The organism is Kribbella antibiotica (assembly GCF_004349055.1).
Lineage (GTDB): Bacteria > Actinomycetota > Actinomycetes > Propionibacteriales > Kribbellaceae > Kribbella > Kribbella antibiotica.
Map to the genome: position 1 here is coordinate 17,894 of NZ_SMKX01000051.1, position 20,509 is coordinate 38,402.

The following is a 20,509-nucleotide window of genomic DNA, read 5'->3' on the forward strand; positions in this document are numbered from 1 at the left end:
ACTCTCTACTGTTATCTTCTCAAGGCAGATAACAGTTTGAGGGGAGTTCGTCGTGGCCTGGATCGGCATCGACCTCGGCACGCAGAGCGTGCGGGCTGTGCTGATCGATCCCGACGGCGTCGTCCTGGCCCGGGCGGCCCGGCCGCTGACCAGCGTTCGCGACGGCGTCCGCCACGAACAGGATCCCCAGCAATGGCTCGACGCGGTCGACGCCTGCTTGGTTGACCTGACGTCAGACGCCGAGGGCATTGCGATCTGCTCTACCTCCGGAACTTTCCTGCTGACCGACCGCGCCGGCCGCCCAACCACCGCGGCGCTCATGTACGACGATGCGCGCTCAGCCGCCCGTCGTGTCCACATCGTGGACGCCGACCCAGATCGCTGGGATACCTCGATGCAGCCCACTTGGGCCCTGCCGAAGGTCCTCGACCTGGTTGCCGACAGTAATCACCGGGTTATCCACAGTGCTGATTTCGTCGCCGCTCACCTGGTCGGGCACCCGGTTGCGACCGACACCAGCCATGCCCTGAAGACCGGCTACGACTTGGTCGCCGACAGTTGGCCGACCGCCGCCTTCGACAAACTCGGCCTGCCGATCGAGATCTTCCCCGAGGTCGTCCGGCCCGGCACCGAGCTCGGTCGCACCCCGGCCGGCGTCCCCGTCTACGCCGGGATGACCGACGGCTGCGCGGCTCAGATCGCGGCCGGTGCGCTGAGTCCGGGCGCCTGGAACTCAGTCCTCGGTACGACGCTCGTCCTGAAGGGCGTGAGTGAGCAGCTGCTCGACGACCCGACTGGCGCGGTCTACAGCCACCGGCATCCGGATGGCGGCTGGCTTCCGGGTGGCGCGTCCAGCAGCGGCGCCGGCGTACTGAGTGAGCTGTTGCCCGGTGCCGATCTGGATGCGCTTGCCCCACATCCGGTCAACGCCGTCATCTACCCACTGACGAAGTCGGGGGAGCGATTCCCGTTCGTCGCTCCGCAGGCTGAGCGCTTCACCTTGGGCTCGATCAACAGTGATCTGGACACGTACGTCGCCGTGCTGCAGGGCGTCGCATTCGTCGAGCGACTGGCGTTCGAGCACCTCGTTTCGCTCGGCGCAGACCCGGTTCGCCGCGTCACGCTGACCGGCGGCGGCACCCGCAGCGGTTACTGGAACCAGCTCCGCGCCGACACACTCGGCGTACCGGTTGAGCTTCCAGTCGCCGCAGATCCGGCATACGGGATGGCTGTTCTGGCGGCCTCGCAGGGAGGTTCGGTGACTGAGACAGCTCGTCGGATGGTTCGCATTGAGCGGGTCCTCGAGCCGCGACCGAGCCAACTCGACGACCTGTACGGCGCCTTCGTGGCGGAGCTCGATGCGCGCGGGTACCGCGGATGAGGACGACGATCGTGCTGGCACGGCATGGGCGGACGGCCTGGCATCACGGCAACCGCTACACCGGCTCGTCCGACCTGCCGATCGATGAGGTTGGTCAGCAGCAAGCCCTGCAGTTGCGGGATTGGGCGATCGGCTTCGCACCAGATGCGTTGTGGAGCTCGCCGATGGTGCGCGCGCGGCAGACCGTTGCCCCGACCGCCGAAGCACTCGGGCTGGAGCCGACAGTGGATGCGCGGTTGCGCGAGGTCGACTTCGGCTCGGCTGAGGGGAAGCGGTTGGTCGAGATGCCGCCCGCAGTCGCCGCGGCCTTCGAGGCCGACCCGGTGCGCGACTACTTCCCGGGCGGCGAGGATCCGGTCGAGGCGGCTGATCGGGTTGCCGAGGTCTTCGCCGAGTTCGAGGGCGGCAAGGTCTTGGTGGTCGCGCACAACACCCTGATCCGCCTGCTCGTCTGCCGCCTGCTCGGGCTGCGTTTGAACGACTACCGCAGACTGCTTCCAGCGCTCGGACCCGCGGCGCTCGTGCGCTTCCGGCGTGAGAACGGCACAGTAGGGCTCGAGTCGTACAACGTGCCCGCAGGATTGGAGACCCCATGACCACAGACCCTGATGGTGAGCTCAGTCGTCCCGCCCGCCGGCAGGCCGAGATTGCGGCGTACGTCGTCGAGCACGGCTCGGTGTCGGCCAACGACCTGGTCGAGGCCTTCGGGGTGAGCGTGATGACGGTGCATCGCGATCTCGACGAGCTGGAACGCCAAGGTGTGGTCCGCAAGTACCGCGGTGGCGTGAGCGCCCAGCCGACCAGCGTCTTCGAGAGCAATGTCGCGTACCGGTTGACCACAGCGCAGACCGAGAAGGCCGCGCTGGCCCGGTATGCGCGCACGATGATCGAGCCGGGGATGTCGGTGATGCTGGACGACTCGACCAGCGCGCTGGCTCTGGTCGACCTGCTCGACGATGTCACCCCGTTGACCGTGACAACGAACTTCCTGCCGGCGATCACCAAGCTGAAGGATCGGCGCGATATCACGCTGGTTGCGCTCGGTGGGATCTATTCGGCCACGCACGACTCGTTCGGTGGGATGCCCTGTGCGGAGGCGGTCGAGGCGCTGCACACGGACCTGCTGTTCTGTTCGGTGTCAGCGGTTTCGCCGACGCATGCGTTTCACCAGGAGGAGGAGATCGTCCTGGTGAAGCGCGCGATGTTGCGGGCGGCAAGGACCAAGGTGTTGCTGGTCGACCACGCCAAGCTGCAGCGCACTGCCCTGCATCGGCTCGCGCCGCTGAGTGACTTCGATGTCGTGGTCGTCGACGAGAAGACCCCGGAAGAACTGATCCGCCCACTGCGCGACCACGGTGTGACCGTGGAGGTCGCCACCTTCTAGAGGGGACCGGCTATGGATATCGGAGTCGATGTCGGCACGACCGTGACCAAGGCGGTCGCTTTCGATGATGGGGGTCGACCGCTGGCTGAGGCGTCCCGGCCGACGCGGTTGGTGCGACCGTCGGCGGGGCGGTTCGAGCACGAGACCGCGGAGATCGTTGCCTCGGTCAACGAGGTGGTCGGGGAACTGGCTGCCTCGGTGGGAGATCAGCCCGGGGTGCTGGCGATTACGGCCCAGGGCGATGGTCTTTGGTTGGTTGACTCCGCGGGCGCTGCGGTTCGGCCGGCGATCTCCTGGCTGGATGCGCGGAGCAGCGCGATACTTGAGCAGTGGACTGTGGATGGCGTTGCTGACCACGTGTTTCGGCGATCCGGCAACCGCATGTTCCCGGGAGCCTCCGGTCCGCTGCTGGCCGCCGTACGGGCTGAGGAGCCGTCGGTCATCGCCGGGGCAGCGACGGCGGCGTACTGCAAGGACGTGGTGATGCAGGCGCTGACCGGGGTGCGGGCGACCGATGTGTCGGATGCGTCGGCGCCGTTCCTGGATCCACGGACTGGCTCGTACGACGACGAGGCGTTAGCGGCGACTGGACTCTCCGGTTTGAGTCACCTGTTGGCGCCTGTCGCGGCCGACGGCCCGGTCGGTGAACTGCAATCGTCTTTGACCGGAATGGCCTTGGGGACAAGGGTTTCGGCTGGTCCCTACGACCTCCCGGCGGCTGCGGAGGGAGCCGGAGTATCGGCGCCTGGCGACGCTCTGCTGACTGTCGGTACGACGCTCGCGTGCCAGGTGGCGACCCGCTCATTGCCGGTCAATGGCGAACCGGCCGGGCTCCTCCTCGGCACGTGGACGCCCGGGCTCTGGTTGCGGGCGATGCCGGCCATGGTCGGTACGGCGGCCCTTGACCGGATGCTCGCGCTGGTCGGGGCGTCGGTGGATCAGCTGCCCGCGTTCCTCGCGGAAAGTCCGCCGGGGGCTAATGGTGTGACCGTGTTGCCCTATCTGTCTGAGGCGGGTGAGCGCGCGCCGTTCGTGGACACTCGGGCGCGCGGGACTCTCGATGGCATCTCGCTGTCGACGACCACTGCTGATCTGATCCGGGCGACCTGTGAGGGAATCGCCTATGCCGCTCGGCATTGCCTGGAAGCGGCTGGCTGGACTGGTCGGGTGACGGTCTGTGGTGGGGGTGCGCGGAGTGCTGAGTGGACGCAGATCCTGGCAGACGTACTGAATGCGCCCCTGCACACGACCGCTGCCGAGCAGGTTGCCGCCCGTGGTGCAGTGATCTGCGCCCGCCGCGCTGCCGGCGCGGAAGTCGGGCCGGAGTGGATCGCCTCGACTCGCCAGGTCGATCCGGGGCGCACTGTCTTCTATGCCGACGGATATGCCCATTACCTACGCCGGATCGACAACGCCCGCGCCCGCTGGGCCGATCCCGCACCGATCTCGCACCGATCTTAGGAGCTCGATGAGAACCGTCACCACGCTGCTCGCCGGTGATCACTTCGTCCGCAACTCGTTGCTGGCCTCCGCGTTGGAGTCGGTGGACGGCACGCGGTTCGACCTCCGCGAGATCACGTTGCCGTGGCCGCTGACGCCGTACGGGGCGGTGGCGGAGGTGGACGAGGCGAGCGATGCCGAAGACCAGCTGATCGCGGCGCTGCCGGGGGTCGAGCTGGCGATCACGCAGATGGGGCCGTTTACCGAGCGGGTGCTGGATTCTGCGCCTGATCTGCGGTTCCTGGTTGTTTGTCGCGGCGGTCCGGTCAACGTGAATGTGCCTGCGGCAACCAAACGTGGAGTGATCGTTGCCGCCACCCCCGGACGTAACGCAGTCGCCGCCGCCGAGCATGCGGTCGCGCTGATGATGGGTGCCCTGCGCAACCTTCCGCGGCTGCATCGCACGCTGGAGCTGGGTGAATGGCGCAGCGACCTCTATGCGTACGACGAATGTGGTGCGGAGCTGGACGGCGCCACCGTCGGCCTCGTCGGGTACGGCGCAATCGGGCAACGGGTCGCGCGGGTCATGCTCGCGTTCGGCGCAACCGTTGTCGTCGCCGACCCGTACGTCGATCCGGCCGGCCTCCCCACCGGGATCTCGATCGTCGAGCTGGACGAGCTGCTGCGGCGATCTGACGTGGTCAGTCTGCATGCGCGATTGACCGAACGTACCCGCGGAATGATCGGGGCCGATCAGATCGCGCTGATGCCTCGAGGCGGCGTACTGGTGAACACTGCGCGTGGTGGTCTCCTCGACTATGACGCGGCGGCGGATGCGTTGGAGTCCGGGCAGTTGGGCGCGGCCGCCTTCGACGTCTTCCCCGTCGAGCCGCTTCCGGCCGACTCGCGGCTGCTGACGGCGCCGAATGTGGTGATGACCCCGCACCTGGCCGGCGCTACCCGGCAGACCGCGCTCCGCGCCGGCTCGATCGCGGCCGAAGCGGTTGCTGCCTACCTTGCCGGGAGGCCGCCGGTGGGGCTCGTCACGTGATCATCACCGGCCACCGAGGTGCCCTCGGCATTGAGCCGGAGAACACTCTGCGCTCGTTCCGGCGGGCGATCGCGGACGGCTGCACCGAGATCGAGCTCGACCTTCGGGTGAGCGCAGACGGCGAACTCGTGATCATCCACGATGCCACCGTCGACCGAACCACCAACGGATCCGGCGAGGTAGCCGCCCTCACTCTGGCCCAACTTCGCATCCTGGACGCCGGGCAAGGTGAGCGCATCCCCACTTGGGCTGACACTGTCGCAGCCCTCGCTGCGGTCCGGTTTCAGGCTGAGATCAAGGCATCAGCCGCTGTTCCGCTGCTGGCCGATTCGCTCCGGGCTGACCCCGAACTTGCCGCGCGGACCCTCGTCACCTCCTTTCACCCCGACATCCTGCTGGCCGTCCGACGGGCCTTCCCCGGGGTGACGACCGGGCGGATCTTCGGTCGCACGACTCCCGACGTACTGGCTCTGGCGCGGGAGGCCGAGGCCACCTGGGCGCTGTGCGGGATCACCGGCCTGACCTCGGCGTTTGTCGCCGAACTCCAGGCGGCCGGGCTCTCTGTCACCGCCTGGCCGGTTCCGGACCCGGCCACTCTCGCCCAAGCGGTCGCCCTCGGTGTGGATGGCGTCACCACCGACAACCCACACCTGCTCACACGTTCCAACGTCTGAATTTGTTCTTCCATGGAACATAAATGTGTGATTGGCTCTTCTGTATGGGAATCAGCATCGGTGTGGTCGGGGCCGGACAGTTCGCTCCTTCGTTCCTGCGGTTGTGGTCTGCGCACCCGGATGTGTCCGGGGTGCGGCTGACCGACGTGCTGCCGGAACGGACGGCGGAGATGGCGGCCAAGCAGGGGGTCGCGGTCACCTACCAGTCGTTCGAGGAGATGCTCGAGTCCGATGTGGACGCGGTGGCGATCTTCACCCAGCGCTGGTTCCACGGTGAGATGGCGATCAGGGCGCTCGAGGCCGGGAAGCACGTGTACTCGACCGTGCCGATGGCGATCGAGGCGGACCAGATCGCCCGGATCATCGAGCTGGTCAAGGAGACCGGCCTGACCTACATGATGGGTGAGACCAGCTTCTACTACCCGTCGTCGGTCTACTGCCGGCAGCGGCTGGCCGCGGGTGACTTCGGTCGCGTGTTCTACACCGAGGGCGACTACGTCCACGACATGGACCTCGGGTTCTATGCGGCGTACCAGTACTCAGGTGGTGAGGACTGGAAGAAGACAGCGTCCTTCCCGCCGCTGCTCTACCCGACGCATGCCGTCGGCAACGTTCTCTCCGTGACCGGCCAGCACGCCACCCACGTCTCCGCGATCGGGGTCAAGGACGAGCGTGGTGATGGGGTCTTCGACAAGGAGATCAGCCAGTTCGACAACGACTTCTCGAACGCGACCGCCCTGTTCAAGCTTGCTGACGGCGGCATCATGCGCACCAACGAGATGCGCCGCGTCGGCTACCCCTCGCACATCCGCGAATCCCGCCTCCGCGTCTTCGGTACCGAAGGCAGCTTCGAGCAGCTGGCCACCACAACCCTGTGGCAGAACAAGGAAGGCGTCGAAGACGTCACCCACCTGATGGAGACATCGGCCGGTGCCCTCGACGACGAAGACCTGGCGAACGTCGACCCCGCCCTCCGCGACGCCTTCCGTTCCGGCCTCTCCCCGGTCCACGACCGCAGCCGCCTCCCCTCCGAATTCGACGGCCTCCACAACGGTCACGAAGGCTCACACCACTTCCTCGCCGACGACTTCGTCCGCGCCGTAGCCGACAAAACCCTCCCACCCGTCAACGCCTGGGTCGCCGCCCGCTACACCCTCCCCGGCATCTACGCCCACCAGTCCGCCCTCCAAGGCGGCGTACAACTAGAAATCCCCGACCACGGCGACGCCCCCGCCTGAAGCTAAGAACACGTAGTACGTCTCCTATCGGCCGGCGCCAGGCTCAGCCGCGCGGCGCCGGCCCTCCGGAGACCCACCTCTGCGTGTTCTTAGCTACCGTGCCCCGATGGACCTCTTCGCCGGAATCTCCGTCACCAACTATGAGGTCGCCGTCGCCTGGTACTCCCAGCTGCTGGGCGCCGAGCCGGCCTTCCTCCCCAATAACATCGAGGCCGTCTGGGAACTGGCCGAACACCGCTACCTCTTCATCGAGGTAGTTGCCGATCACGCCGGCCACGCCCAACACACCCTCTTCGTCGAAGACTTCGACGCCACCCTCGCCGCAATCTCCACCCGGGGCCTAGAGCCCGCAGTCCGCGAAACCTACGAAAACGGCGTCCGCCACGCGACTTTCTACGACCCCGACGGCAACGAAATCTCCTACGGCGGCGCTCCGCTCTAATCCGGTACGGCGATCTCGCCGAGCCGCTCCCAGTCGAGCACCCGGACGTCGACCAGTTCCACTCCGCCCAACTCTGCGCGGAGTAGCCGGTGCACCCCGTCGAGGATCGTGAGGCGACCATCCGGACGCCGTACGACGTCCAGCGGGTGCGCGAGGTCGGCGACCAGCGTGCGCGCGTACTGCTCGTGGAACCGCAGCGGATCGGCGGCGACCTGATGCGGAATCACCTGGAACGGCCTGCCGGCGTACGCCCAGAACGGGAGATCGAGGTGGTGATCCAGCTCGGCGACCGTCACATCGACCCGGGGCAGCGCAAGGGCGTGCAGTGCGGCGAGATCCCAGTGGAAGTCGAGGATGTACGGCCGCAGGACCGGCGGGATCTCGAGCGGGAAGGGCTTGCGGTTCACTCGAAGATTCGACGGAGGCGGGACTGCATGGAGTTGTGGAGGTGGGTGGTCATGGCTGCTTCGGCCGCGGCCGGGGTGCCGGAGGTGACGGCTTCGACGAGGGCTCGGTGTTCGGTGAGGACTTCGGGGCCGGTGTCTCGGTCGTAGTGGAGGCGGAAGATGTGGAGGTGGCAGTGGGTGCGTTCGAAGGCTTGGCGGACCTGGGCGCTGCCTGACAACTCCGCGATCAGGGTGTGGAAGCGGTTGTCGTGGACGGTGAGGGATTTGTAGCCGGCGTAGTCGACGGAGGTTGGTTCGACGGCGGTGGCCAGTTCGGCGTACAGGCGGTCGCGGCCTTCGTCGGTGATGAGTTCGGCGGCGCGGCGGGCGGCCCACGGCTCGAGCAGTAGGCGGAAGCGGTAGAGGTCGTCGAATTCGGCGAGCGTGAGCAGCGTGGTGGCGCGGTAGCCCTTCAGCGGTTCTTTGACCGCCAGTCCTTCGGACTCCAGCCGGGCCAGCGCCTCGCGGACGGGCGTTGACGAGACCTGGAACTCACGGGCGAGTCCGTCGATGGAGATCCGGGCACCGGGGCGGATGACGTGGTCCATCAGCATCGTCTTGATCGCTTCGTAGACGTCGTCGGCGAGCATCTGGCGGCGCAGTACCCGCCGGTCGGCACCGTCCAAGGTGTCAGCCACGTGATCAGCCTCCGGATGCGGTCTTGACCCAGCTTGATGTGTTCGGCAGGGTGGAGCACGTAATCATGCATCATGCACGATTTACCGGAGGCGGGCAACGATGGTGCGGTTCGAAGAGGTCGGCGTCCTACCCGAGCCGGAGGACAATGCCGCGATCTGTTCCCGCCGCCTGGACGCCGGCGCGCAGATCGAGCTCGACGGAACCACGGTCACGCTCCCGCACACCATCCTCGAGGGCCACCGCTTCGCCGTACGACGGATCTCCCAAGGCGACGCGATCACGTCCTGGAACACCCCCTTCGCGCGCGCGTCGCGCGATCTGTTCCCCGGCGACTACATCTGTACGCCGACCAGCCTGCAGGCGGTGACCGCCCGCGGCGTCGAAGGCCTCCCGACCGAGCCCTCCGCCACGAATGAGCCCCTCGACCCGTACGAGCTCGACGAGAACGCACTTCATCTCGGTCAGCAGGTCACCAGCGTCGACCAGCCCGGGACCTTCCTCGGCTATCCCCGCGCACACGGCCCGGCCGGGACCCGGAATCACGTCGTCGTGATGGCCACCAGCTCCCGCAGCTCCGGCTTCGTCACCGAGCTCGCTCGCCGCTTCGACAACGCGCCCGCGGGCGACGGCGTCGTACCGGTTGCGCATACGGAAGGCGGTGAGGACGAGGTCCCCAACAACCTGCACTTCCTGCTCGCCACCCTGGCCGGTTTCACCCTCAACCCGAATGTCGGCGCCGTCCTGATCGTCGACACCGCGGACGATGTGGTCTCGGGTCAAGCCATCCAGGACTTCATGCGCGAGCACGACTACCCGGAGATCCAGGTCCCGCACGCGTTCTTCACCCGTGAGGCCGGCTTCGAGCACGACCTCACCACGGCGGGAACGCTCATCGAGCCCTGGCTCCCGATCGTCGACGGGCAAGAACGAGTCGAGGTCCCACTCGCCGACCTCAAGATCGCCTTGCAGTGTGGCGGTTCCGACGCCTTCTCCGGGATCTCGGCCAACCCGCTCGCCGGCCTGGTCGGTGCCGAGGTGATCAAGCACGGTGGCGCCGCCGTACTGGCTGAAACCGACGAGCTGATCGGCGCCGAGCCGTACGTCCTCAAGAACGTTCGCGACCTCGCCACTGCCCGCCGCTTCCTCGCGACGATCCGCTCGTTCAAGGAACGCGTCGGCTGGCACGGCCACACCGCCGAGGGCAACCCGTCGGGCGGCAACGTCTACCGCGGTCTCTACAACATCGTTCTCAAGTCGATCGGCGCCGCCCGCAAGCTGCCGCGCGAGGTCCGCCTCGACCATGTCATCGACTACGGCGAACCCCTGCCCGGCAACGGCTACATCTTCATGGACAGCCCCGGCAACGACCTCGAATCGGTCGCCGGTCAGATCGGCAGCGGCTGCAACCTGATCTTCTTCACCACCGGCAACGGCTCGATCACGAACTTCCCGTTCGTCCCGACGCTCAAGTTCGTCACCACCAGCGAGCGGTACGAGCGTCTGCAGGCCGAGATGGACGTGGATGCAGGCAGCTACCTGACCGGTACGACGATGGCTCAGCTGACGGCGGATACCTTCGACCTGACCGTCCGAGTCGCGTCCGGCGAACCCAGCGCGGGCGAGCGCGCCGGCCACAGTCAGGTGTCGATCTGGCGGAACTGGAAGCAGAGCGGACCGCGCGAGGGCATCTCGATCAGCACCGACGGCCGTCAGAGCCGCGCGCTCGCAGATCTCCCCATCGAGGACCGCGATGCGCCACTCTCCGGTCAGCCTTTCGCGGGATTGACCTCGCTTCGAGGCACGCCCGCCCGGCTTCTGCAGGTTGACGATCGGTTGCTCCCCGAAGCGGTCGGCCTAATCCTCCCGACCAGCCTGTGCTCCGGCCAGATCGCGCTGCGGCTCGCAGCCCAGGCAGAGCTGGAGAAATGGGCTGGCGACGCGGTCACCCGGATGGTCGCGCTCCCGCACACCGAGGGCTGTGGCAGCAGCGGCGGTGCGTCCGAGGAGACGTTCGCCCGCATCATGCTCGGCTATCTCCTGCACCCGAACACCCGAATGGCTCTGCTCCTGGAGCACGGCTGCGAAAAGACCCACAACGACTACTTCCGCTCCCGCCTCGTCGAAGCAGGCAAGGACCCGGCGCGCTTCGGCTGGGCCAGCATCCAGGCGGACGGCGGTCTGGATGCCGTTGGTACCAAGGTCAAAGACTGGTTCAACAGCTTCGACCTCTCGAGCCCAGTCGAGCAAGACGGCAACCTCGGCGCGCTCACCATCGGCCTCGAGGCACGCGGGCGACTCACCCCCGACACGGCCGAGGCCTTCGCGCTCATGGGCCAAGAGATCGTCGGTTCGGGCGGCTCGGTCGTGCTGTCGTCGCGCGGAACACTCCTTGCTGACAGCAACTTCCGGCGTACGGCGTTCGGCTCGGCGGCCGAAGTCGGCCCGACGATCGCGCACGGTCAGCAGCTCGCAGGGCCGGGCTGGCATGTGATGCGGATGCCCGGCACGGACTGGATGGAAACGGCGACCGGGTTCGGTGCATCCGGCGTACAGCAGATCCTTGCGCATGTTGCCGGTGGCACCTTGTCGGCGCAGCGCTTCGTCCCGGTCGTTGAGCTCAGTAACGATCCCGAGACAGTCGCCCGGTATGGCGACGATCTCGACGCGGTCGCCACCGGAGACGCGGCGGCGCAGGCGCAGATCGGCTTGGAGACGATCGCGCTGGTCGCGAGTCGTCAGCTCGTCCCCAAAGCAGTTGCCTCCGGCAATGTCGGCTTCCAGATCACCCGCGGGTTGCTCGGTACATCGATGTGAGAGGTAATCCCATGCATTTGGTCCGTTACCAGTCGTCCGAAGGCCGGCCGATCGTCGGCGTGCGTACCGGTGACACGGTGGCACCGCTAGAGGGCATCGCCACCATCGCTGAGCTGCTGCGGCTGCCACTCGCCGATCTCCAGGAAGCCGTCACCAAGACCGGTACGGCGCTCTCTGCCGACGGCCTGAAGTGGTTGCCGCCGATCGACGGTCGGGGCGAGGTCTGGTGTGCGGGCGTCACGTATGAGCGCTCACGGGGTGCGCGGATGGAGGAGAGCACGGAGCAATCCGTCTACGACAAGGTCTACACCGCGGATCGTCCTGAGCTGTTCCAGAAGGCCCCGGCCTGGCGGGTCGTCACGGATGGTGAGCCGGTCGGCATCCGCGTCGACTCCGGTCACGACGTACCGGAGCCGGAGCTCGCGGTCGTTGCCAACAGTCACGGTGAGATCGTCGGCTACACGATCTGCAACGACATGAGCTCCCGCTCGATCGAAGGCGTGAATCCGCTGTATGTCCCGCAGGCCAAGCTCTTCGCCGGTGGTTGCGCGCTCGCGAGTGGCATCCGGCCTGCCTGGGAAGTGGACGATCCCAAGGACCTGACGATCGACATCGTCATCCGGCGCGGCGACGACGAGGTCTTCACCGGTACGACATCGACCGCGAAGCTGATCCGCGAACTGCAGGATCTGATCGATGTGCTCTTCCTGCCGAACGACTTCCCGGACGGCGTGATCCTGGCGACCGGGACCGGAATCGTGCCCGAATTTGCCTTCACCCTGGGGCAGGGTGATGAGATCAAGATCAGCATCGACCAGCTCGGAACCTTGACGAATACCGTGGCCACCGGCCGGGAGCCCTTTGCGTTCCTGGCCGAACAGAACTCTGAGGAGAAGCGATGACCGCCGACACCACGCCTGCCGAGCTCGAGCAGGCCTTGGCCGCCGCCGCTACCGCCGCGCCCGCACTTGCAGCCGCGGAGCCCGCCGTACGGGCCGGGTGGATCAATGCCGTGGCCGATGCGCTGGATGCGGTGGCTGATGATCTGGTGCCGATCGCGATGCGCGAGACCTCGTTGCCCGAAGCTCGGTTGCGCGGTGAGATCGGCCGGAGTACCGGCCAGCTGCGGATGTTCGCCGACGCGCTGGCCGAGGGTTCGTTACTCGAGGTGATCATCGATACCGCAGACGCGGGTGCGAAGCCGGTGCCGCGACCGGATCTGCGCCGGGTGCTGGTGCCGCTCGGACCGGTCCTGGTGTTTGCCGCCAGCAACTTTCCGTTTGCGTTCAGCACCTGCGGTGGTGACACCGCATCGGCGCTGGCCGCGGGGTGTCCGGTGATCGTGAAGGCCCACCCGGGGCATCCGGAGTTGTCGGTGCAGACGGCGGCCGTGATGGTGGAGGCGCTGCGTTCGGCGGGTGCACCCGAGGGGACCTTCGGGCTGATCCAAGGGTTTGACGTCGGCGTGATCGCGCTGAAGGACCCGCGGATCACAGCGGCCGGGTTCACCGGCTCGGTCCCGGCGGGGAAGGCGCTGCACGAGATCGCCGTCACCCGGCCGGAGCCGATTCCCTTCTACGGTGAGCTCGGCAGCCTCAACCCGGTTTTCGTGACCCCGGCCGCGGTCGAGGCCCGCGGCAAGGAGATCGTCGCTGGGTATGTCGGCTCCTTCACGCTCGGCGTCGGCCAGTTCTGCACCAAGCCGGGTCTGCTGTTCCTGCCGGACGGTCACGGTCTGAGAGACCAGCTGGTCGAGGCGGTCGGCGGAGTAGGCGGCGGCACGATGCTGAACAGCCGGATCAAGGAGGCCTTCGACACCGGTCGCGATCGGCTGCACAAGATCGAGGGTGTCGTCGAGTGGGCGTCAGGTGGTGGCGCGACGTTGCTGCAGACCACTCTTGCCGATCTGATGGTCGCGCGTTCGGAGGTGCTGGAGGAGTGCTTCGGCCCGGTCTCGATCGTGGTCGAGTACGACGGACTCGACGAGCTCCGCGAAGCGATCGCCGCCTTCGACGGAAACCTCACCGCGACCCTGCAGGCCGAGGAGTCCGATGCCGAACTGGCCGCTGAGATCCTGCCGTTGCTGACGGAAAAGGCCGGTCGCGTGCTCTGGAACGGCTGGCCCACTGGGGTTGCGGTCTCTTGGGCTCAGCATCACGGCGGGCCGTTCCCGTCGACGGTTGGCTCGATCCACACCAGCGTCGGTGTCACCGCGGCTCGCCGCTTCCAGCGCCCGGTGGCCTACCAAGACATCCCCGATGCGGTGCTCCCCGCCGTACTGCGCGATGCGAACCCGCTCGGAGTCCCGCGCCGCGTGAACGGCGTCGTGTCGACCGGAGAGGTGGAACGATGAGCGACCAACCGCCCACGGACGACTCTCAGAACGGCGATCCGTCCTCGAACGGTCTGCGGAGTTACGAGCACTGGTTCGGCGAGGAGGGGCGGAACGGGTTCATCCATCGGTCGTGGATGCGGGCCCAGGGCTTCTCCGAGGAGGTGTTCGACGGGCGGCCGGTGATCGGGATCTGCAACACCTGGTCGGAGCTGACTCCGTGCAACGCGCATCTGCGCCGTCTTGCTGAGTCGGTGAAGCGCGGGGTGTGGCAGGCCGGTGGCTTCCCGCTGGAGTTCCCGGTGATGTCGCTCGGCGAGACGATGCTGCGACCGACCGCGATGCTGTTCCGCAACCTGCTCAGCATGGATGTCGAGGAGTCGCTGCGCGGCAACCCGATCGACGGCACAGTCCTGCTGACCGGCTGTGACAAGACCACCCCCGGCTCGATCATGGGCGCAGCCAGTGTCGACCTCCCCACCCTGGTGGTGACCGGTGGACCGATGCTGAACGGCAAGTTCCGCGGCTGCGACATCGGCTCCGGTACGGCGGTCTGGCGCTTCACGCAGGATCGGAACGCCGGCCGGATGAGCGAGGAGGACTACGCGGCCGCCGAGTCCGGGATGTCCCGCAGCAACGGCCACTGCATGACGATGGGCACCGCGTCGACCATGGCCTGTATGGCCGAGGCGCTCGGTCTCCAGCTGACTGGTTCGGCCGCGATTCCAGCGGTCGACTCCCGGCGCTACTCGATTGCGCAGCAGGCTGGTCGGCGGATCGTTGAGATGGTCCACGAGGACCTGAAACCGTCAGACATCCTCACTCGTGACGCGTTCGCCAATGCAGTCCGCGCGAACGCCGCGATCGGCGGCTCCACGAACGCCGTCATCCACCTGCTCGCGATCGCGGGCCGGGTCGGCGTCGAGCTTTCGCTGGACGACATGGACGAGTGGGCGCGCGGCGTGCCGTGGCTGGCCGACCTGCAGCCCTCCGGGCAGTACCTGATGGAGGACTTCTACTACGCCGGCGGGCTCCCCGCGGTCCTGCGGGAAATCCTGCCGCTGCTCAAGGCCGACGCGATCACCGTGACCGGCCGGACCATGGGCGAGAACGTCGCCAACGCCGAGCGCATCGACTGGGTCGGTCAGGAAGGACGACCAGGTGCGGCGGTCATCCGCCCGGTCGGCAATCCGCTCGGGAGCGGCGCTGGAACCGCCGTACTGAAGGGGAATCTCGCGCCGGATGGTGCGGTGGTCAAGCAGTCTGCAGCTTCGGAGCGATTCCTGCAGCATCGCGGGAAGGCGCTGGTCTTCAGCAGCATCGAAGAGTACGACCTGGCCGTTGACGATCCGGATCTGGATGTCGACGAGGACACCGTGCTCGTCCTGCAGAACGCGGGTCCGCGTGGTTATCCGGGGATGCCGGAGGTCGGGAACATGACGATCCCGCGCAAGCTGGCCGAGATCGGTGTCGACGACATGGTGCGGATCTCTGACGCGCGGATGAGCGGTACGGCGTACGGGACCGTCGTCCTGCATGTCGCGCCGGAAGCGGCCGTCGGCGGACCGCTGGCGCTGGTGCGGACGGGGGACTGGATCGAGCTGGACGTTCCGGGACGGCGGCTGCATCTGGATGTGTCGGAGGAAGAGTTGGCGAAACGGCGCGCGGACTGGAAGCCGCCGGCACCACCGACGGATCGCGGCTGGGCACGCCTGTACGTCGAGCATGTCACGCAGGCGAATGAGGGCTGCGACCTGGACTTCCTGGTGGGCCGCACCGGTTCCGCCGTTGCGAGACAGAGCCACTAATGAGCTGGGGACCGTTTGAGGCCGTCCGGGGGCTGCGCCCGGACGGAGTGATTCCGCAGGTCACGCCGATCCGCCGGCTGCTGCCCGATCTGCCGTCTGTTGACGATCCGGCAGTTGCCACACAGGCCGCGTTGGAGCCGCTGCGGGCGCGGATCCAGCCGGGTGCGCGGATCGCGGTCACCGCGGGCAGTCGTGGGATTCACGACCTGGTTCCAGTGGTTCGGGCGGCGGTTGCCTGGCTGACCTCAGTCGGGGCGGAGCCCTTCGTCGTGCCGGCGATGGGCTCGCATGGCGGCGCAACCGCTGACGGCCAGCGCGAGATGCTGGCCGGGCTCGGTATCACGCCGGAGAGCGTTGGGTGCCCGATCGAGGCGACGATGGAGACCGTTGTCGTCGGCAAGCTCGACGACGGTACGCCGGTTCATCACGACGCAATTGCGGCTGCGGCCGACGGGGTCCTGGTGATCAACCGGGTCAAGCCACACACCGACTTCCACGGCCCGATCGAGAGTGGGCTGGCGAAGATCCTCGCCATCGGCCTCGGGAACCATTCGGGTGCAGCGGTTCTGCATGCCGGTGGAATCCCCTCGCTCGGCGGTAACATCGAGGCGGCGGCCCGGATAGTTGTTGCACAGGGCAAGATCCTTGGCGGGCTGGGCATCCTGGAGAACGCGCTGGAGCACACTGCAGCGGTTGAGTTGGTGCCGGCGGAAGGTATTGGCGGTGCGGCCGAGCACGCCTTGTTGCAGCGGGCAAACAGTCTGCTCGGGCGGCTCCCGTTCGACGAGCTGGACGTTCTGGTCGTCGATGAGCTGGGCAAGGACAAGTCCGGTTGTGGCATGGATACGAACGTGATCGGGCGCTGTTGGGTGCACGGCATCCCCGAGTTCGAGTCGCCCACGATTGCAGCCATTAGCGTGCACTCGTTGTCCGAGGCATCGCACGGGAATGCCTCCGGGCTGGGCCTGGCGGACGTGATGCCGGCCCGGATCCTCGAGCAGATCGATCTCCAGGCCAGCTATGTGAACGCATTGACGTCTGGTGCCGGGGGAGCACGCCGCTCGCGGTTGCCGATGGTGATGGAAGACGACGAAGCGGCCGTCCTGGCCGCCATCACGATGTGCGGGCGCCGCGACTGGTCCGAGCTGCGGCTGGCCCGGATCAAGGACACGTTGTCCCCGCACGAACTGCTGGTCACGCCTGCCCTCCTCGACGAGGCGGGCGACCGGTTCGACCTCGAAATCACCGGCGCGGCCGGGGATCTGACCATCAACGGGGAGCTCACACGATGGTGACCCTTCGCGAAGCACACGCGCTGCTGGCCGACCGCGGTTTCGGGCCTGGTGGCGCATCCGCGTCCACGTTTGCGGACGGAACGCCGTACAGGGTGGAGATCCCTTCGTGTGAGGGACCGCGGGTGATGGCGGCCGTGCTGGAGGAGGCGGCCTCGCGCAGGGTGAAGGTCGATCGGATCTCGCAGGGCAGCGGCGTGATGATGCTGACCGATGCCGAGATCGAGGAGATGCTGTCGCTCGGGGCGTCCGCCGGGGTCGAGGTGTGTCTCTTCCTGGGCCCGCGCGGCGCGTGGGATATCGGCGGGCAGGCCAAAGTCTCGGCCGCGGTCGGAGGTGCTGCCCGCGGCAACGCGATGGTTGCCGCGTCGCTGTGCGACGCGTTCCGGGCGGTCGAGTTGGGTGTTCGCAGCCTGCTGGTCGGGGATCTCGGCGTGCTGGAATTGCTTGGCCAGTTGAAGATTGACGGTTCGTTGCCTGCTGACCTGGTGCTGAAGACGTCGGTGCTGATGCCGTTGCCCAACGCACCAACTGCCCGGCTGTACGAACGGTTGGGGGCAACGAGTTTGAACGTGTCGACGGATCTGCCGGTGCCGGTGCTTGCGGAGATCCGGTCGGTGACCTCGGTCCCGATCGACATGTACATCGAGGTGCCCGATGATCAGGGCGGGCATGTGCGGTTCTACGACGTACCGGAGATCGTGAAGGTCGCTGCGCCGGTCTATCTGAAGATGGGTTTGCGGAACGCGCCGAACATCTATCCGGTCGGCGCGCATCTGGCCGCGACTGCGGAGGCGTTGGGCCGTGAACGGGTGCGTCGTGCAGAGTTGATCCTGCGACTGCTGGCCGAACAGGATGAGACCTTATGAGTGACATTTTGGTTGCCCGCCTTCGCTCGGCGCTGGGGGACAACGCGGTCGTCGAGGATGCCGACGTACTGGAGTCGCATCGCAACGATCACGCGACCTTCTGCGCGGCCGGCGTGCCGCGGGTGCTCGTGCGGCCGTCGACCACGGCCGAGGTTTCGGCGGTCATGAAGGTCGCGTCCGAGTTCGGCGTACCGGTGGTGGCGCAGGGAGCGCGGACCGGGCTGTCGGGTGCGGCGAACGCGATCGACGGCTGCATCCTGTTGTCGACCGCGCGGATGAACCGGATCCTGGAGATCTCCGCGGAGGATCAGGTCGCGGTTGTGCAACCGGGTGTCGTGAATGCTGAGTTGTCGCGCGCCGTGCTTGAGCAGGGGCTGTTCTACCCGCCGGACCCGTCGTCGTGGGAGATGTCCACGCTGGGTGGCAACATCGCGACAAACGCTGGTGGGCTGTGTTGCGTGAAGTACGGCGTGACGGCGGATTTCGTGCGTGGGTTGGAGGTCGTGCTGGCCTCGGGCGAGATCGTCCGGACTGGTCGCCGGGCCGCGAAGGGTGTCGCTGGGTATGACCTGACCCGGCTGATCGTGGGCTCCGAGGGGACGCTTGGGGTGGTGACCGAGGCGACGCTCACGTTGCAGCCTGCGCCGGAGGCGGCGCTGACTGCCGCGGCGACGTTCCTGTCCATCGAGGACGGGGTCGCCGCGGCTGCCGCAGTGATGGCTTCTGGTCTGCGGCCCTCGTTGCTGGAGTTCCTGGATGGTCCGACCGCGCGCGCGATTCAGAATTATCGGGATATGGGTCTACCGGCCGACGTTGGCTCGCTGTTGATCGCGCAGTCCGACCGCGGACCGCGGGCCGCTGAGGATGTCGCTCAGATCGCAGCAATCTGTACGGCGCATGGCGCGGTCGAGGTGGCCGAAGCATCGGACGCCGAAGAGTCGCGGATGCTTCTCGAAGCCCGGCGGCTGGTCAATCCTGCGCTGGAGCCGTTGGGCGTGACGTTGGTCGACGACGTCTCGGTGCCGCGGTCGAAGCTGGTGGCGCTGCTGCGGGGAATCGCCGAGATCGCGACCAAGTACGACGTACTGATTTGTTGCCCTGGGCATGTTGGTGACGGCAACATGCACCCGACCGTCATCTTCGAACGCGACAATCCTGCTGCGCAGGAACGGGCTCTGGAGGCCTTCGGCGCGGTGATGGAGCTCGGGCTCGCGCTCGGCGGGACGATCACCGGTGAGCACGGCGTCGGCCTGCTGAAGGCGCGCTGGCTCGAGGACGAGCTCGGCCCGGTCAGTCTCGACCTGCATCGCCGGATCAAGCAGGCCTTCGACCCGGCCGGTTTGCTGAACCCTGGCAAGGTTTTGCGATGATCGAGCCGTCCTCGGTGCGGCCGTCTGCGCGACAACTTGCTTGGCAACAACAAGAACTGACGGCCTTCATCCATTTCGGAGTGAACACCTTCACCGACTTGGAGTGGGGGACCGGGCTGGACGACCCGGCGGTGTACGACCCACGGGAGCTCGACTGTGATCAGTGGGTGCGGGTGCTGGTGGATGCCGGCTTCAAGAGCGTGATCCTGACGGCCAAGCATCATGACGGTTTCTGTCTCTGGCCGACCCGCTATACAACGCACAATATCGCCGCAAGCCCGTCTGGGCGCGACGTGATGGCGGAGCTATCCGCTGCTTGTGCTGAGCATGGGTTGGGATTGGGTTTCTATTTGTCGCCAGCTGATCTCTATCAGGAGAAGGCGCCAGGCGGGTACTACGGCAACGGGAGTCCGGCGGTTGCCTCTGAGTTCGGCTACGAGGTGGACGACTACAACCGGTACTACCTGAATCAGTTGCGCGAGTTGCTCACGCAGTACGGCCCGATTGCCGAGGTGTGGCTGGATGGCGCGAATCCGACCAGTACGGCGCAGGAGTACGCCTTCGATGCCTGGTTCGACCTGATTCGAAAATTGGCGCCCTCAGCAACTATTGCGGTCGGCGGGCCGGATGTGCGGTGGGTAGGCAACGAGGACGGCTTCGCACGCGAGACCGAGTGGAGCGTCGTACCGTTTGCTTCTGGTCGGATGGTTGTCGAGGAGACCGCGGCCGAGGTTGCCGGACCTGTTCAGCTGGCTGCAGCTGACGAGCTCCGCTGGTATCCGGCCGAGGTCGACGTGTCGATCCGGCCCGGCTGGTTCTACCACGCGACCGAGGACGACGCCGTGAAGTCGCTGCCTGTCCTCTTGGACATCTACCGCAAGTCAGTCGGCCGGAACGCCGTGCTGCTGCTGAATATTCCGCCGGATCGGCGCGGCCGGTTCGCCGATCCCGACGTACAGGCACTGTCTGCTTTCGGTGCTGCGATCCGTTCCTACTACGACGCGCCTGTTGAGCTGCCCGGATCTTTCAACGTAGTAAGCCTTCGCGAAGACATCGCCGCCGGTCAACAGGTCGAATCCTTCGTCGTGGAAGCCCTGGTCGACGGCTCGTGGATTCCAGCGGCGACCGGTACGACGATCGGCCACCGACGGTTGATCGCGCTCGACGGCCCGGTGACGGCGGACGCCGTACGGGTCCGTGTCCTAGCGGCTCGAGCCCCCGAACCGCTTGTGACGCTTACTGTTCACCACGACCCGACAGTCCCCCTGCCTGGAGTCGAACCAGGAGCCGAGCCTTCGGAGAGCCCGGCGTGAATCCGTCACCAGAGAG

18 protein-coding genes are annotated in these 20,509 nt (G+C 66.9%); 16 read left to right on the forward strand and 2 right to left on the reverse strand.

Annotated elements, in window-relative coordinates:
- The first annotated feature begins 52 nt into the window (after nt 1-52).
- The 8 genes from E1263_RS18905 to E1263_RS18940 all read left to right on the forward strand — a co-directional run bounded on the left by E1263_RS18905 (nt 53) and on the right by E1263_RS18940 (nt 7,610).
- Nucleotides 53-1,381 carry an FGGY-family carbohydrate kinase gene (locus E1263_RS18905; protein WP_238161324.1) on the forward strand — a complete coding sequence of 443 codons (1,329 nt, stop codon included), beginning with the start codon at nt 53-55 and terminating at the stop codon, nt 1,379-1,381.
- Nucleotides 1,378-1,977: a histidine phosphatase family protein gene (locus E1263_RS18910; protein ID WP_132169131.1), complete on the forward strand. Its 600-nt coding sequence runs from the start codon at nt 1,378-1,380 to the stop codon at nt 1,975-1,977. Before E1263_RS18905 ends, E1263_RS18910 begins: the two co-directional genes overlap by 4 nt.
- Nucleotides 1,974-2,765, forward strand: coding sequence for a DeoR/GlpR family DNA-binding transcription regulator (locus E1263_RS18915; RefSeq protein ID WP_132169133.1), 792 nt, complete (start codon nt 1,974-1,976; stop codon nt 2,763-2,765). The genes E1263_RS18910 and E1263_RS18915 overlap by 4 nt, the downstream gene beginning before the upstream one ends.
- A 12-nt stretch (nt 2,766-2,777) precedes the next feature.
- Nucleotides 2,778-4,226: an FGGY family carbohydrate kinase gene (locus E1263_RS18920; protein WP_132169135.1), complete on the forward strand. Its 1,449-nt coding sequence runs from the start codon at nt 2,778-2,780 to the stop codon at nt 4,224-4,226.
- A gap of 7 nt (nt 4,227-4,233) precedes the next feature.
- Complete coding sequence (locus tag E1263_RS18925) at nt 4,234-5,256, forward strand: 2-hydroxyacid dehydrogenase (protein WP_132169137.1); 1,023 nt, start codon at nt 4,234-4,236, stop codon at nt 5,254-5,256.
- Nucleotides 5,253-5,930, forward strand: a complete 678-nt coding sequence (locus tag E1263_RS18930; RefSeq protein ID WP_132169139.1) for a glycerophosphodiester phosphodiesterase — start codon at nt 5,253-5,255, stop codon at nt 5,928-5,930. Before E1263_RS18925 ends, E1263_RS18930 begins: the two co-directional genes overlap by 4 nt.
- Before the next feature lie 44 nt (nt 5,931-5,974).
- Nucleotides 5,975-7,168, forward strand: a complete 1,194-nt coding sequence (locus E1263_RS18935; protein ID WP_132169141.1) for a Gfo/Idh/MocA family protein — start codon at nt 5,975-5,977, stop codon at nt 7,166-7,168.
- Between the two features lie 106 nt (nt 7,169-7,274).
- Nucleotides 7,275-7,610, forward strand: coding sequence for a VOC family protein (locus tag E1263_RS18940; protein ID WP_132169143.1), 336 nt, complete (start codon nt 7,275-7,277; stop codon nt 7,608-7,610).
- Here the strand turns inward: E1263_RS18940 and E1263_RS18945 are convergent.
- Both E1263_RS18945 and E1263_RS18950 read right to left on the reverse strand, forming a co-directional pair.
- On the reverse strand, nt 7,607-8,017 hold the full coding sequence (locus tag E1263_RS18945; protein ID WP_132169145.1) for a ParB N-terminal domain-containing protein: 411 nt from the start codon (nt 8,015-8,017) through the stop codon (nt 7,607-7,609). The two genes, E1263_RS18940 and E1263_RS18945, sit on opposite strands and share 4 nt — an antisense overlap.
- A complete protein-coding gene (locus E1263_RS18950; protein ID WP_238161325.1) occupies nt 8,014-8,694 on the reverse strand; it encodes a GntR family transcriptional regulator in 681 nt (226 codons plus the stop codon). Before E1263_RS18950 ends, E1263_RS18945 begins: the two co-directional genes overlap by 4 nt.
- Nucleotides 8,695-8,794: 100 nt before the next feature.
- Here E1263_RS18950 and E1263_RS18955 point away from each other — a divergent pair, with 100 nt between their 5' ends.
- From E1263_RS18955 to E1263_RS18990, 8 genes are read left to right on the forward strand one after another with little or no spacing between them, the layout of a single operon-like run.
- A complete protein-coding gene (locus E1263_RS18955) occupies nt 8,795-11,509 on the forward strand; it encodes a UxaA family hydrolase (RefSeq protein ID WP_132169147.1) in 2,715 nt (904 codons plus the stop codon).
- An 11-nt stretch (nt 11,510-11,520) separates the two neighbouring features.
- Nucleotides 11,521-12,411 (forward strand): fumarylacetoacetate hydrolase family protein, encoded by an 891-nt coding sequence (locus tag E1263_RS18960; RefSeq protein WP_132169149.1) that lies wholly within the window; start codon nt 11,521-11,523, stop codon nt 12,409-12,411.
- Nucleotides 12,408-13,862: an aldehyde dehydrogenase (NADP(+)) gene (locus tag E1263_RS18965; protein ID WP_132169151.1), complete on the forward strand. Its 1,455-nt coding sequence runs from the start codon at nt 12,408-12,410 to the stop codon at nt 13,860-13,862. Before E1263_RS18960 ends, E1263_RS18965 begins: the two co-directional genes overlap by 4 nt.
- Nucleotides 13,859-15,649 carry an IlvD/Edd family dehydratase gene (locus tag E1263_RS18970; RefSeq protein ID WP_132169153.1) on the forward strand — a complete coding sequence of 597 codons (1,791 nt, stop codon included), beginning with the start codon at nt 13,859-13,861 and terminating at the stop codon, nt 15,647-15,649. The genes E1263_RS18965 and E1263_RS18970 overlap by 4 nt, the downstream gene beginning before the upstream one ends.
- Complete coding sequence (locus E1263_RS18975) at nt 15,649-16,944, forward strand: nickel pincer cofactor-dependent isomerase, group 22 (RefSeq protein ID WP_132169155.1); 1,296 nt, start codon at nt 15,649-15,651, stop codon at nt 16,942-16,944. Before E1263_RS18970 ends, E1263_RS18975 begins: the two co-directional genes overlap by 1 nt.
- A complete protein-coding gene (locus E1263_RS18980; RefSeq protein ID WP_238161326.1) occupies nt 16,938-17,810 on the forward strand; it encodes a U32 family peptidase in 873 nt (290 codons plus the stop codon). The genes E1263_RS18975 and E1263_RS18980 overlap by 7 nt, the downstream gene beginning before the upstream one ends.
- A complete protein-coding gene (locus E1263_RS18985) occupies nt 17,807-19,180 on the forward strand; it encodes an FAD-binding oxidoreductase (protein WP_132169157.1) in 1,374 nt (457 codons plus the stop codon). Before E1263_RS18980 ends, E1263_RS18985 begins: the two co-directional genes overlap by 4 nt.
- Nucleotides 19,177-20,493 (forward strand): alpha-L-fucosidase, encoded by a 1,317-nt coding sequence (locus tag E1263_RS18990; protein ID WP_132169159.1) that lies wholly within the window; start codon nt 19,177-19,179, stop codon nt 20,491-20,493. The genes E1263_RS18985 and E1263_RS18990 overlap by 4 nt, the downstream gene beginning before the upstream one ends.
- Nucleotides 20,494-20,509: the final 16 nt, after the last annotated feature.